The organism is Pararhizobium antarcticum, assembly GCF_001885585.1.
Taxonomy (GTDB): domain Bacteria; phylum Pseudomonadota; class Alphaproteobacteria; order Rhizobiales; family Rhizobiaceae; genus Pararhizobium; species Pararhizobium antarcticum.
This window is the reverse complement of the sequence record NZ_LSRP01000095.1, coordinates 1-14,091: the sequence shown is the minus strand read 5'-3', so window position 1 is coordinate 14,091 and position 14,091 is coordinate 1. Positions and strand designations below refer to the sequence as shown.

Here is a 14,091-nt window from a genome sequence, read left to right as displayed (position 1 = left end):
AACGAATGGAGACGCAGATCATGAAGGGTATTATTCTCGCGGGTGGCAGCGGCACGCGCCTTCATCCGATGACGTCGGTTCTGTCAAAGCAACTCATGCCGATTTACGACAAGCCGATGATTTTTTACCCGCTGTCCATGCTCATGCTTGCAGGGATCCGGGACATTCTGATTATCTCGACGCCGCGCGACCTGCCCAATTTTCAGGCGCTGTTGGGTGACGGTTCCCGACTGGGAATCTCGCTGAGCTATGCTGTACAGCCCTCGCCGGACGGGCTTGCCCAGGCCTTTGTCATCGGTGCCGATTTCATCGGCTCCTCGTCGTGCTGCCTGGTGCTTGGCGACAACATCTTTTACGGGCACGGCATCACCGATCTCCTTAAGAATGCGGCTTTGCGGCCGGATGGCGCAACGGTGTTTGCTTACCATGTCAGTGATCCTGAACGCTACGGCGTGGTTCAGTTTGATTCGGACATGAAGGCAGTATCGATCGAGGAGAAACCAGAGGTCGCGAAGTCGAACTGGGCCGTCACCGGGCTGTATTTCTATGATTCCGACGTTGTCGATATCGCAGCAAACCTCAAACCCTCCCCACGCGGCGAGCTTGAGATCACGGATGTGAACAAGGCTTACCTGGAACGGGGCACGCTAAACGTGGAGTTGATGGGCCGCGGCTATGCATGGCTCGACACCGGGACACCGGACAGTCTCCTGGAAGCCAGCGAATTCGTAGCGACGCTGGAGCGCCGTCAGGGTTTCAAGATTTGCTGCCCCGAGGAAATCGCGTTCCGGATGGGTCTGATCGATGAAGCCGGTTTTCGGGTTCTTGCACAGGAATACGGAAAGAGCAGCTATGGACGCTATCTCCTGAAATTGCTCGGCTAGGGGCTAATCGTGTCATTTGCGACCGGTCCCTTCCGATCGGGCGCAAATGTCATAATCCTGAAAAACCAGTTCCGGGCGTTTTGGGAGTGCCATAAAGTTCGCGCGCGTGTGAAAAATCGCGTCAGCCCATCTGTGAGACGCGCGAAGGCTTGACCATTCGGCTGCGGCCAAACATACGATGACGCTGGATGGCATTGGAGAGGCGAGTTGGTGAATTCAATCTACGAGCGACATGTTGCTGTGGGTATGCATTCGCAAGACGTCGCGGGACGCTCGAAGATTCGCTGGAAAGACCCAGAGGAATTGGTGCTCTTGTTTGGGTTGCTTCTGCTGCCCTTTCAGGCCGTGAAACTGTCGATCGCCCAACCGGCGCATCTATGGGTTCTTTTCGCCCTGGCGATGATGTTGCTGTATCGCAGTGTCAAGATTTCAGTTGCTGAGCTTGTCGTCTATATTGCGTTCCTTTATTTCGCTTTTACGCTGACATTTTTCCAGGACTACCCAAGGATCAAGGAATACGAGCAGTTAATCAAGTTCGCCTTGTTCTATCCGTCCTTTTATTTGGTGGGGCGATGGCTCGGCGGTCGTTACGCAAACCGGGATTTCCCACTCGGCTACGGTTTCCTGTTCCTGTTTCTTGCTTTTCAATATGTTACCCAGGCGCTGGAACTTCCGGTTATCTTTGAGGCGCTCGATTTTGGCCAGGGCGCATTGCACGGCACCTTCAGAGAAAGAAACTGGCTGGCGGTCTATTTTCTTCTGTTTTCCTACATTCTGGTTCTCCGAGACAAGACAACCAAAGGCTTTGTGCTATTCATCGTCTTCAATGCCATCGTCATGCTGCTGTCCGGCTCGAAAACCACCTTCATTGCCGCCGGCATAGCCTTTCTCCTGCATTCCCGCTTGCCGATTTGGATCAGGATTTTCCCGACACTGATCGGCGCCGTTTTCTATATTTCGCTCTTTTCTGATGAACTGTCGGGAGACAAGCTTGCCGTGAAGCTCGAGGAGGAGCGCGGACTGGCGCTTTTGACGAGTTTGGACCTGTTGAAAGACAATCCGCTGGGCTTTGGCTGGGGGTTTGTGGAGGCGTTTTTCTCGAACAGCTGGATCGTGGTGAAGGGGCTGGGTGAAGGTACAAATTCAGTCTTTTCCGTGCCTCTTGACCTCTGGATCATCGCCGGGCCAATCGGCTTTCTGATGTGGCTCGTTATTTTTGTCGGCGTTGGAAATTCGTCCATAAAGATTCTGGCGCCAATTGCCGCCTTGTCATTCCTCAATCCACTGCATCAATCGGAATTGGTTTATTTCTTTATTGGCGTTCTTGTATCCTACGCGAAGTTCTCTCGGCCCCGTCTCAGCACGCATTAAGAACGGGTCGGGTCGCATTTGCGTTTTTCCTCTGAATTATGAAGATTGTTCGAATATTCAATTTGTATTAGCACCTGCTTTGGAGTCGTATTAATGGATCTGAGATCTCCCTTTGGATCGTACCGGCGTAATGAGGCTTGGTCGACGTGCATGGCATAAACCGGATAGTTCCAGGCGATGCTGGCCTGCTGGCCAATCGTGCGATCGTGGCTGTGTATATCGCCGGGCTTTTATGTTTGCTGTTCTCTTTCGGTGGGGTCACAGATCTCCCGAAAGCCATCGGATACGGACTGATTGCCATTTCGGGAGCGTTCGCAGTCCTCATTAAAGGCGTGCCGGCGCACACGAAAAACATCTTCAATTCGGCTTTGATCATCGTCTCGATCCTCAGTGTTTGGATTTTCGCTCAAACCCTCCCGAGCGATCTCCTCGGAAACTCCGTTTGGGATTCCGCCAGAGCGCTTGGCGTTGACGGCACCAAAACCATCTCTGTTGCCAGCGGCGATACGTTCAATTCGATCCTCAACGTGAGCGGACCGTTCATAACCTTTCTGGCGGTATTGATTATTTTTCCAAATGACGAGGACGTAAGGCGTGCATTGCGGATTGCGGCCTATTTTCTGAGCGTATTGGTTTTGTTCGGCCTTATTCAATATGGGCTCTTCCCAGATGCGCTCTTGTTCTCTCAAAAGAGCGCATATGTCGGTAGTCTGACGAGCGTTTTTGTGAACAGGAACACCGCCGGAACTTTCCTGGGGCTGGTCGCACTGGTTTTTGTCGTCTGGTTTTGCGAGGTGGCAAGGCTATGCAGGCTCAGATACAATCTGGATCGCTTCGCAAACGGTGTACCCCTGAATCTGGGTCGCGCTCATCTCGAGTTGCTGGCCGCGGCCATCATGTTTTTGCTTGCCGTTCTGTCGCTGCTCCTGACCCAGTCCCGGGGTGCCATGGCGTCGTTCGTCCTCGCCGTTGCCTGTTTCATCGTTCTGGCTGCATTTTATCCGGTCGACATTGCAGGCAGCGGAATGGAGCGCCGGCGCGTTTCGCTCGCAGGAAGGTTCCTTCGCCTTGCAATCATCCTGGGCATTGCAGTCGCTGGTCTAGCGCTGTTTGGTGGGCGCACGGTTCTGAGGGCTCAAGTGGCAGGCGGTGAAGATGCGCGCTTCTGCGTTCTTCCGGGGCTTCTGGAGATGGCCGATGACAGATGGCTGACGGGGTGGGGGTTCGGAACCTTTCGCGTCGCGTTTTCCGCATACAGAGATCCGCATTGTGGTCTCTATGGCGCCTGGGTCAGGGCGCATAACGTCTACCTGGAAGGCTATGCCGGACTGGGCATACTATTCTGGCCGCTTGTGGTGGTGGGCGTTGGTGTTTGCGGTGTTGCTTTCTGGCGGGGTATCCGCAATCGGCGGTCGATGCGGCTCTACGCGCATCTCGGCCTGTGCGGAATGATTCTGACGCTCCTGCATTCGGCGATCGATTTTTCGTTGCAGATACCCGGCTATGCCGCAACCTTTGCCTCTTTTTTAGCCTTGATGATCGCTGTCTCGGCAGGCAAGGCGGTGAAAAAAAGACGTTTTTCGTGAAGAGCCATAAGCGACTGTTAAATTATATGCAGGAAGATTCACGTATGCTTGCAAGCAGACGCCGGTTGGGTTAACCACTATTGAAATTATGGAATAATTCTGTGGCTTAGATGACGCACTATGTGGTTAAGTAAAAAATAATTCTGGTAAAAATTATGTTTTCTGGTGTGCCGTCATGGGGAATGACGAATTGTACCTGGGGATTTTTGAATACGGATCGGGGACTTAATGTCTGGACGTTTTTTATTGAGTGTGCCGTTGCTCGCTGCCGGCCTTGTGCTGACGTCCTGCACGTCATTGCCGCGCGCTGGCGCAGATGATGCCGCCATCGAAGCCGGTGCTGCTGTCACTGTCAGTGCAAAAGACCACAAGGTCGGCATCGACTATGCGCTGGTCGATGTGAACGAGACGACGCTAGCCTACTTGGGGAAAGCTGAATCCGCGTCGCTTCTGGGTGGTTTCGGCGGTGGACGCGGCGGTCCTCCGGAGTTGCCGCTTGGGATTGGCGACGTGGTCCAGGTGGCTATCTTTGAATCGCAGTCCGGCGGTTTGTTCATTCCTGCCGATGCCGGTAGTCGCCCCGGTAACTTCATTACGCTTCCGGAGCAGACCGTCGATCGCGGGGGTACAATCAGTGTGCCCTATGCGGGTCGCGTCAGGGCGGATGGACGGTCCGTGGAGGCGGTGCAGCGTGATATCGAAGACACACTGGCCAGCCGAGCGATTGAACCGCAGGTCCTGATCACCACGGTCCGGAGCCGTTCCACTCAGGTGGCTGTGCTCGGTGACGTGCGCTCGCCTTCGAAAATCGAGTTGAGCCCCGCCGGCGAACGCATATTGGATGTCATTTCTCAGGCGGGCGGCCTTAGTTCTCCTGGCATAGAGACATATGTATCGCTTCAGCGTCGCGGGAAGACTGCGACGGTGCTCTACGACCATCTCGCCAATACCCCGGCAGAAAACATTTATGTCGCCCCGGGCGACACCATTCTGGTCAATCGTGAGCGCCGGACCTATCTGGCCTTCGGTGCCGCTGGTCTGAATGGTCGTTTCGACTTTGAAGAATCGGATCTGTCTCTCGGTGAAGCGCTTGGCAAGGCCGGTGGTCTGCTTGACGGACGCGCTGATCCGAAACAAGTGGTTCTCTATCGCGTCGTTCCCAAGGAGCTTCTGAACAAGCTCGGCGTTCACACGGACAAGTTCCCGAAAAATGAAGTCCCCGTGATTTTCCGGGCGAACCTGCGTGATCCTGCAGGGCTGTTCGCTGCTCAGCAATTCGCAATGCACGACAAGGACATCATCTATGTTTCCAACTCGGACTCTGTCGAACTCTTGAAGTTCCTCAACATCGTCAATTCGGTCACCTCAACAGCTGCAGGTGTATCGTCAGACGTCGTCGAGACACGGGATGCGATAAGGGCGATGTAGTCGCAACGGGGCCACAGTTTCGGTGCACGGCACCTCTGTGGCCTTAAAATGAAACTGATTAGAACGAAAATATTTCACCGCTCAGGAGGCGAAAAATGTCTGGCAAATCGTTTACAGTAAAAGTCGGAATCGTCGTCGGCATGGCAAGTTCGGCTTTGTTCCTTGGCGATATGGCTGTGGCACAGGAAGCTGCGAACACGGCTCCACCAGCGGTCACTGCAGGTGAAGCGCAGTCCGCAACGACCACGCCGCCTGCAGAGGCTGCGGCGGAAACGGCCGCTGAAACCCCGCTGGCGCCATCCCCTGCCGAAACGGCATGTTTTTCCGGTCCGGCTAAGCTTTCAGAGCTGGAAGTTCAGGCGTTTTTGAGTGCCCCCGCAGGGCTGCTGACGGACTTCCCGTCCGGTGGTCTGCCGCTTTCGACCCGCGTTCGCTCGCTGGCCGGTTCGGACGCCGCGACGCTCGACCCGATTCTCGGCCTCGTACCCAACGCCAGCTCGATGCAGGTTGCTGCCATCGGATCGGGTCTCGCCCGTGTGGCCAAGGCCTGCGAGAAGAGCAACCCGGAATATGCAGCGACCATCCAGGAAAAGATTGCTTTGCTTGGAGATGGCGCCCTTGAACTCGCATTCGCGACGGCGCTGAACGAAGTACAGACAGCAGCACTTGGCCAGGCAGGTGGCGCAGGCGCCGGCGCCGGAGGCGCAGCCGGTATTGGTGGAACGGGCACAGCAGGCGGCGGTGCCAACGGGGTGAACGGCACGTCGGCTTCGACTGTGACGCAGAGTGGAACATTCGCGGTCAACAATGCTGGCAGCACCTTCGGCGACGTCATTGAAGATGTGAGCCCGACCAACTAACCGAGCGACTGGTGCGTTTTTTGCGTGCAAGTCCATTCTCGACCTTTTGAGGTAAGATTTTGCAGCTGTACACAAGGGCATCCGACATTCGAGAACGGCGCGATTTTAGCGCCGAAGAGCAGAATCAAACTGTCGACTTCGACAAGTTGCTCGGCGCTGCTCGGCGACAGTGGAAAATAGTCTTGGTTGCCGCTGTCGTCGCTGTTCTGCTCGGCGCGGCCTATGCACTGTCTGCCGTGCCGCTCTACACGGCATCGTCGACCGTTCTTATCGACAGACAAAACAGTGCGGTTGTCGATCAGTTGTCGACCATCGCCGGCGGTGTCGATGACGAGGCCTCCGTGCTGAGCCAAATCGAACTGTTGAAATCCGATACGATCGGTCTGGCTGTCGTCGATAAATTGGGGCTCGTGGATAATCCGGAATTCAACGCATCCACGGAATCGCCGCTTGGAACAGTGCTGTCGGTGTTCAAGTCGATTGTGAATGTTCCAGGATGGTTTGCATCGTCGTCGACCGATATTGCCGATATAAACGAGCTCAAAAGGCGGTCAGCCTTGTCGACGGTTTTGGGCAATGTCGGTGTCAGCCGCGTTGGACGCACCTACGTTATCTCGATATCCTATACTTCCGCATCGCCGACCTTGTCCGCCAGTATCGCCGGCGGCATCGCTGACGCTTACCTGACAGACAAGCTGGACTCGAAATATGACGCCACGCGCCGGGCCAGCACCTGGCTTCAGGACCGCATCGAAGAGTTGAAGCAGAAGTCGCTGGAATCCGATCTGGCAGTCCAGAAATTTCGCACATCCAGCGGATTGCTCACCAGTGACGGCCGCCTCGTCAGCGACCAGCAACTGACAGAACTGAACAGCGCGATGATTGTTGCGCAAGCAGACACCGCAAAGGCGCAAGCCAAGTTTGACCGTATCCGGTCGATTATTGCCAATGGACAGAACGACGCGATCGTCTCTGAAGTTCTCGACAGTTCGATTTCCAACAATCTGCGCGAAAAATACCTCGAGGCGTCCAAACGCGAAGCGGAAATCGCCGATCGGCTCGGCACCAACCATTCACAGGCTGTCAGGCTACGCGGCGAAATGCGCGAATATGAACGGCTGATGTTTGAGGAACTCAATCGTATCGCCGAGAGCTATCAGAGCGAACTGGATGTTTCGAAATCGCGCGAAAAAAGTCTGGCATCCAGCGTCGCCCTGGCATCGGGCGTCAGCGCCTTGGCGGGCGAGACGCAGGTGCAGTTGCGCGAACTTGAGCGTTCGGCTGAAACCTACAAAAACCTCTATCAGACGTTTCTTCAACGCTACCAGGAAGCGATCCAGCAGCAATCCTTTCCGATCACCGAAGCCCGCATAATTTCGCGCGCAACGCCTCCGCAGGGGCCGAGCCATCCGAGAAAATCCCTTATCCTCGCTCTGTCGTTGATCATGGGCTGCGCGGCAGGTGCGGGCATCGGTGCCTTCAGGGAATTCAGAGACCGGTTTTTCCGGACGGGCGAACAGGTCCGTGAGGTTCTTGGTGTCGAATATCTCGGGCATGCACCGCTGGTCGCTTCGACTGACCGGAAGGCTGCCGAGATCGACGCGGAGTCGACACATCCCCGATCCATTCGCAAAGCCAGCCCAATTTACAATCATGCGATCGATCACCCGCTGTCGGCTTTTGCCGAGACTTTGCGCAGCGCAAAAATTGCCGCGGATCTGAACCTTCCGGGCAAGGGATCGAAGATCATCGGGGTTGTCTCCATCCTTCCGGGTGAGGGAAAATCGACGGTTTCAATCAACTTCGCTGAGCTTCTGGCAAACCAGGGTGCACGCACCGTCCTGATCGATGCTGACCTTCGAAATCCCGGCGCAACGCGTGCCCTTGGAAAACATGCGGATGCAGGCCTGCTTGAAGCGGTGCTGGAACAGCGTCCGGTTCGCGACATGCTGCTGATGAATGCAAAGACCAAACTCGCATTCCTGCCCGCGGTGGTGAAGCGGCGTATTCCGCATTCGTCGGAATTGTTGTCCTCGCTGGCGATGTCGCAGGTCCTTTCAGAAGTGTCAGCGAATGCCGATTACGTCGTCGTGGATTTGCCGCCGCTTGGTCCGGTAGTCGATGCACGCGCCATTGCGTCGAAGATCGATGGCTTCATCTTTGTTGTCGAGTGGGGCAGGACGGCCAGAAGTATCGTCAAGCAAACGCTGGAAAACGAGCCGCTGATCGCTGCTAAATGCCTCGGCGTCATCCTGAACAAGGTCGACGAAGACAAGCTGAAACTCTATAAATCCTATGGCTCCAGCGAGTATTATTACTCGCGATATTCAGCCTATTATCGCGAGGGTTAGGTGTGGCCCTCGCTGCCGGGACGGTGCGGAAATTTTGTCTTTTCATGCCTTTTGCGATTACGATCGCGCTTAGTATCCACACGATCGTCAACACGCTGCAGGCTGCGCCTGCGCTTGCAGCCGCCAAGCTGATTGAGGACGGTGCGCCTGTTTCGTCGGCGGCCCTTGCGGCGTTGCCCGAATCATTTTTTGTCACGAACGGTTGTTACACGCCCGCCAAGCGGGCTGCCGTGACATTGACGCTGACGCTCGCGGATCAGCAGAATATTGCTGCAGACTATGACGCCTGGGCCGCAGCAGTCTCGAGAGCAGAAGCTGCAGTCATCAGCGCCCTTTCGTGTTCGCCAGCGGATGGAAATCTCTGGTTGCGCCTTGCCATGACGCGTCTTGCCGCAGGTGAAAATCCGACGGAACAGGTTGCGCTGCTGTCCATGTCACAGCAGATGGAACCCAGCAGCGGTCGCATCATCACTGCGCGCCTGTCCCACTGGAAGCGGCTTTCGAATGCCACCTTGCTGGAGGGCGAAAGCATCGTCGGCGCGGATATCTCACTTGCGCTCAGATATCTCGATCCGAAGACGGTTCAGTCGCCAGCAACGCCGCGGACAGACGAATGGAAGCGCATCGTCCTGTCGCGCATCGCACTTCTGCCGGAAGACAAACAGCGCGCGCTCTTGCCAAGTGTAAGCAATGGCTTATAAAAAATGGTCTTTTCAAGCGGATGTCGCCGTTCCCGACAACAAGCCCTCGCGTTCCAATTGATTTGCACGACCCTGAGGCCGGTCTCAGCCCTGCGGTGATTGTGATGCTTGATCGTCGTCAGGGCGCATGATTTGACGGGTTGACTTGGCAGCGATCACCTCACGGACAGGTCGATACGAAGTGCATGGGAACATCGTAAATCCAACGGTCCTGAAATCCGTCGAGACACACACATAGCGATTCACGTTTTGTGGTTGATGCTCTAGAAGGCCATCCATGAGAAAACTCATTCGCCTCCTTCTGGGGCAAACGAAAGCCACCGTGCCCGCGCTTCGCACGCGAACGAAACTCCTGGCAACCCGCGGACCGATCTATGCCATTGGTGACGTCCATGGCTGCATCGACCAGCTTCTGCATGCCGAACAGCGCATCCAGGAGGATTGCCAGCTACGCAACCAGAGTGCCACGGTCATTTACCTGGGCGATTTTGTTGATCGCGGCAAAGGCTCGGCAGCGGTGCTCGAACATCTTTCGCGCCGCCATACGGACGATCTTGTCCGCTTTGCCGTGTGTGGCAATCACGATGACGCATTTCTGGCCTTCATCAGGGACGGGGCGGGTGCACAGCATTGGCTGGACTTTGGCGGTATGGCGACACTGCAGTCCTACGGTATCGATGCCGACTACGTCCTGAAGACCACCGGCAGCATGAAGACCCTGGTCGCACTGGCGCGCGAAGCCGTACCACAACAGCATGTCGATTTCTTGCAGCGGTTGCCGGTCTCGATATCGATTGGACGCTATCTGTTTGTGCATGCCGGCATTCGGCCAGGCCTGGAACTGGACAATCAGACGGATGAAGACATGATGTGGATCCGGGAGCCGTTTCTTTCCGAGGGACCGAAACTCCCGATCACCGTCATCCATGGCCACACGATCGTCCCGGCGCCGGTTTTCCGCGACGGACGCATCGGCATTGATACCGGCTGCTATTCCACCGGTCTTCTCACCGTCCTGAAAGTAACGCCGGAGGCAACCGCGATCCTGTAGGGCTTGAATGACCTGCCAGCAGCGTCTTGGGCTGGCTGCGGCAAGACCGCGTCCATTGCGGGGCTGCGGCCGAAACTACGATGTCTGCTTCAGCACGCGCCAGGCACAGATGCAAGGCGAAGCCGAGACTGTCGCCTTCAGCCAGGCCGCCTCGAAGCTCAGCAATGCCCTGTCGTAGCTGATCTCGTCCGCCAGGGCATCTGCCTCCCGCAAGCGCCTGGCAGGCATCGATCAGACGCAAGACGATCGTCAAGGGGCGCTTCGGGCGCGCCCTGCGCCGGTCTTTGCTGTCATCGTTTTTTCGCGCGGATCAGCATCTCCATCGCCTCGACCGCCAGAGGATAACCGGCCGCGCCGAGGCCAGCCATGACCGTGGTCGCGGTCATGGAGACGTAGGAGCGATGATAGATCTGCTCGCGGCGGTGGATGTTGCTGATGTGGAATTCGATGATCGGACCGGTGAACATCTTCAGGGCATCGAGAAGGGCGAGCGACGTGAATGTGAAGGCTGCCGGGTTGATGATGATGCCGGCGCCTTCGTCGATGGCTTCGTGAACCCAGTCGATCAGCGTTTCCTCGCTATTGCTCTGTCGGAATTCGAGCGATCTGTCGCCCGCAGCCTTCCGGCACGACTGTTCGACTTCGGCAAGCGTCGTCGTCCCGTAGATCTCCGGCTCGCGGCGGCCCAACCGGTTGAGGTTGGGGCCATTGAGAATGTAGATCGGCTTGTTGCTCATGGTTTGCGTCTCAGCCTTTGTAGCCCATCAGGCGCGGCAGCCAGAGGACGATGTCGGGAATGAATGTAATGACGAGAAGACAGGCCACCATCCAGAAGATGAACGGCAAGGCATCCTTGACGATGGACTTCATCGGTGCTCCGGAAATCTTGGCAACGATGAACAGCAGCAGGCCATAGGGTGGCGTCACCAATCCGAGCATGATGTTGACGACGACGACGACACCGAAATGAACCAGGTCGATACCGAGGGCCTGTGCGGTCGGAATGAACACCGGCACGATGATCAGCAAAATGGCCGTGCCTTCCAAAACGCAGCCAAGCAGCAGAAGAATGACATTGACGAAGATCAGGAAACCGAGCGGCGACAACTCCCAGTTCGTGAGAATGACGCGGAGCGTGTCCGGTATGTTTTCGATCGTCACCACATAGTTGAAGACGAGCGAACCGGCGATCAGCATGCCGATCGATGTTGTCGTCTTCGCGCTGTTGAAAAGGGCGGCGTAGAAGGCCTTGGGACTGATGCTCCTGTAGATCGTTGCCGATACAAAAAGAGCATAGGCTGCAGCCAGCGCGGCGGCCTCCGTTGGCGTTGTGATCCCGCTATAGATGCAGCCGAGCAGGACCACGGGCATCATCAGCGCGGGCAGGGCTCTCCATGTGATGATCGGAAACGCGCGCAGCGGCACCGGCGGCTCCACCGGAAAATTGCGCCGTCGCGCGGTGATGCCCACTTGCAGCATCTGCAGCGCCGCCATCAGGAGGCCCGGAACCATGCCGGCGAGGAAAAGATAACCGATCGAGGCGTCGGAAACGAGCGCATAGACAACCATCGGTATGGATGGCGGAATAATGGGGCCGATGACGGAGGTGACGGCTGTCAGGGCGGCGGCGTAACTCGGCGTATACCGTCCGTTCCTCGTCATCATCGACTGCATCATCCCGCCCGTTCCGGCCGCGTCGGCGATGGCGGATCCCGACATGCCGGCAAAGATGATGCTTTGCGCGACATTGACCATCGCCAGCCCGCCGCGAAAGCGGCCGACAATCATATTGCAGAAACCGAGCAGGCGTTCGGTCATCGAACCGATATTCATGAACTCTGCGGCAAGCACGAAGAGTGGAACAGCGAGAATCACATAGTTGGAGTACATGCCGTTGAGGAACTGTTCGGCAACGGTGCCCATGTCCATGCCGGCCAGAAGCAGGTACAGGATCGACCCTGCCATCATCGAAAGCCCGATCGGCAGACCGAGAAAAGCCAGAAGTGTGATAGCGACGACGGCGATCGAGAAAGGGCTTGTCACGTTCATGCGTCGGTCCCCGGTGGCGTCTGTTCCGGTGTGGCATCAGGTTCGCCGCGGATTGCCGCAATCCCGAGCCAGATGTAGCGAATGATCATCGCCACGGCGAAGATCACATAGATGGAATAGAGATAGTCGAAACGGATTTTCAGGTAGGCGGTGCTTTCCACCTTCATGAACAGCACATAGTCGATGACCGCCGGCAACGATGCGCCGAACAGAATGATCAGCGCCATGGCGGCGATGAACTGCATCACGCGGCGCGACTTGTTGCTTGCCGACCCCCAGAACAGATCGAAGCGGATCTCGTCCCTTTCCCGCACGACAAAGGCCGATCCGAAAAGCACGATCCAGATCCACAGGACGACACTGATCTCATTGGTCCAGCCGATCGAAAGGTTGAGGACATAGCGGAAGACGATCTGCAGCAGGAACGCGACAAACATTGCAAGCAGCATCAGCGCGACGATGTTTTCGGCACGGCGCCGAAGCCACGCGCCGATTGCCACATATTTCGATATCATCGGAAGTCTCCAAAGCATGCAGACGGTCCGCCATGAGATGCCGGCCCGTCTGCTGCAATCGATGGCGCGAACCGGCCCATGGGCCGGGTCTGGATCAAAGAGCCGCTACTTTTTCCAGAATACCCGTCGGCCAGGACTGGGCGAGATCGGAATTCAGATACTTGTCCTGGGCGAACTTGCGGAAGGCGGCAATGTCCGGTTCGTATATGTCGAGCCCGGCCGCCTTGAACTCGTCAACCAGTGCCTTTTCCTGCGCAAGATGCTGCTCTTCGCTCCACTTCATGGCGCTGTCCGCGGCAGCCTGGAAGGCTTTCTGCTGTTCGGCGCTCATGGCCGCCCAGACGCTGCTGGAGACCGTGAGCAGGTCATACCCGACCAGGTGCGACGTCATGACGATCTGCGACATGACTTCGTAGAATTTCATGTTCTTGACGTTCGGCAGCGGATTGTCCTGCCCGTCGATCGCTCCGGTCTGCAGGCCCGTGTAAACCTCCGCATAGGCCATCGGCGTCGGATTGGCGCCCAGCGCCTCGCCGAGGAACTGCCAGGCGTCGCCGCCCGGCATGCGCAGCTTGATGCCGGCCAGGTCGGCGGGCGTCATGATCTTCTTCTGGGGCTTCAGTCCCACCTGGCGCGCACCGAAATAGGTGGGGCCGAGGATGCGGATCTGCAGCTTGTCCTCGGCCATCTTCTTGAATTCCTCGCCGGTCTCGCTGGCGAAGAAGGCGGAGACATGGGCTGCATCGCGGAAAAGATAGGCGGAGGTCAAAACCGACCATTCGGGGATCTGCTTGGAGACATCCTGGGGCGCGATGTTGCCCATCTGCAGATTGCCGCGCTGCAAGGCGACAAGTTCGGTGCCCTGCTTGAACAGCGTGCCCCCATAATAGGGCTCCAGTTTGAAGTCGTTGCCGATGCCCTCGGCAAACATTTTCATCATGTTGGCGCGAATGTCCTGTTCGGAGAACACGGCGGAAAACTTGAGAGCAGGCTTGTCCTGCGCGAAGGCTGGAAGTGCCATGGTGGCCGCCGCTATTGCGCCGCCCAGCAGATGGCGTCGGGTCAGATCGAATGTCATGGGGTGTCCTCCTCTGATGGAGCCGATCGCACCTGCGATGTGGCGCCTTTCAACTCAGGCCTTCCTCCTCGAAGACCTGTTGCGACGATAGTGTACGAAATGGTTCGTATAAGTCAAATGCGTGAAATCTCTGCTCTTTGAGCCCGAAGGCTACAGGAGAAAAATCTCCCGTCAAACCGTTTTTGTCCTATATTTTTATTTTTATCCTATAAACTGA

At 56.7% G+C, this 14,091-nt stretch carries 13 protein-coding genes; 8 read left to right on the top strand and 5 right to left on the bottom strand.

Annotated features, from left to right (window positions below; genetic code table 11):
• Nucleotides 1-20 precede the first annotated feature (20 nt).
• From rfbA to AX760_RS15305, 8 genes are all read left to right on the top strand, one after another.
• Nucleotides 21-884: a glucose-1-phosphate thymidylyltransferase RfbA gene (rfbA, locus tag AX760_RS15340; RefSeq protein ID WP_071833830.1), complete on the top strand. Its 864-nt coding sequence runs from the start codon at nt 21-23 to the stop codon at nt 882-884.
• A gap of 210 nt (nt 885-1,094) precedes the next feature.
• Nucleotides 1,095-2,255 carry a hypothetical protein gene (locus AX760_RS15335; RefSeq protein WP_175552073.1) on the top strand — a complete coding sequence of 387 codons (1,161 nt, stop codon included), beginning with the start codon at nt 1,095-1,097 and terminating at the stop codon, nt 2,253-2,255.
• Nucleotides 2,256-2,401: 146 nt separating this feature from the next.
• Nucleotides 2,402-3,841, top strand: coding sequence for an O-antigen ligase family protein (locus AX760_RS15330; protein ID WP_342587500.1), 1,440 nt, complete (start codon nt 2,402-2,404; stop codon nt 3,839-3,841).
• A 228-nt stretch (nt 3,842-4,069) separates the two neighbouring features.
• Nucleotides 4,070-5,269 carry a polysaccharide biosynthesis/export family protein gene (locus AX760_RS15325; RefSeq protein ID WP_071833802.1) on the top strand — a complete coding sequence of 400 codons (1,200 nt, stop codon included), beginning with the start codon at nt 4,070-4,072 and terminating at the stop codon, nt 5,267-5,269.
• Between the two features lie 95 nt (nt 5,270-5,364).
• Entirely contained in the window at nt 5,365-6,129 is a 765-nt protein-coding gene (locus AX760_RS27245; protein WP_071833801.1) for a hypothetical protein, read from the top strand.
• An 86-nt stretch (nt 6,130-6,215) separates the two neighbouring features.
• Entirely contained in the window at nt 6,216-8,480 is a 2,265-nt protein-coding gene (locus AX760_RS15315; RefSeq protein WP_245295033.1) for a polysaccharide biosynthesis tyrosine autokinase, read from the top strand.
• A gap of 44 nt (nt 8,481-8,524) precedes the next feature.
• On the top strand, nt 8,525-9,181 hold the full coding sequence (locus tag AX760_RS15310) for a hypothetical protein (RefSeq protein WP_071833800.1): 657 nt from the start codon (nt 8,525-8,527) through the stop codon (nt 9,179-9,181).
• 277 nt (nt 9,182-9,458) lie between these two features.
• The gene (locus AX760_RS15305; RefSeq protein ID WP_071833799.1) at nt 9,459-10,232 is read left to right on the top strand and encodes a metallophosphoesterase family protein; all 774 of its coding nucleotides are present in this window, start codon (nt 9,459-9,461) and stop codon (nt 10,230-10,232) included.
• 75 nt (nt 10,233-10,307) lie between these two features.
• On the opposite strand, the gene AX760_RS27240 is transcribed toward AX760_RS15305, so the two are convergent.
• The 5 genes from AX760_RS27240 to dctP form a co-directional block, all read right to left on the bottom strand.
• On the bottom strand, nt 10,308-10,460 hold the full coding sequence (locus AX760_RS27240; protein WP_175552072.1) for a hypothetical protein: 153 nt from the start codon (nt 10,458-10,460) through the stop codon (nt 10,308-10,310).
• A gap of 62 nt (nt 10,461-10,522) precedes the next feature.
• A complete protein-coding gene (locus AX760_RS15300; protein ID WP_071833798.1) occupies nt 10,523-10,969 on the bottom strand; it encodes a type II 3-dehydroquinate dehydratase in 447 nt (148 codons plus the stop codon).
• Between the two features lie 10 nt (nt 10,970-10,979).
• Nucleotides 10,980-12,281 (bottom strand): TRAP transporter large permease, encoded by a 1,302-nt coding sequence (locus AX760_RS15295; protein WP_071833797.1) that lies wholly within the window; start codon nt 12,279-12,281, stop codon nt 10,980-10,982.
• A complete protein-coding gene (locus tag AX760_RS15290; protein WP_071833796.1) occupies nt 12,278-12,796 on the bottom strand; it encodes a TRAP transporter small permease in 519 nt (172 codons plus the stop codon). Before AX760_RS15290 ends, AX760_RS15295 begins: the two co-directional genes overlap by 4 nt.
• 94 nt (nt 12,797-12,890) lie before the next feature.
• Nucleotides 12,891-13,874, bottom strand: coding sequence for a TRAP transporter substrate-binding protein DctP (gene dctP / locus AX760_RS15285; RefSeq protein ID WP_071833795.1), 984 nt, complete (start codon nt 13,872-13,874; stop codon nt 12,891-12,893).
• Nucleotides 13,875-14,091 lie beyond the last annotated feature (217 nt).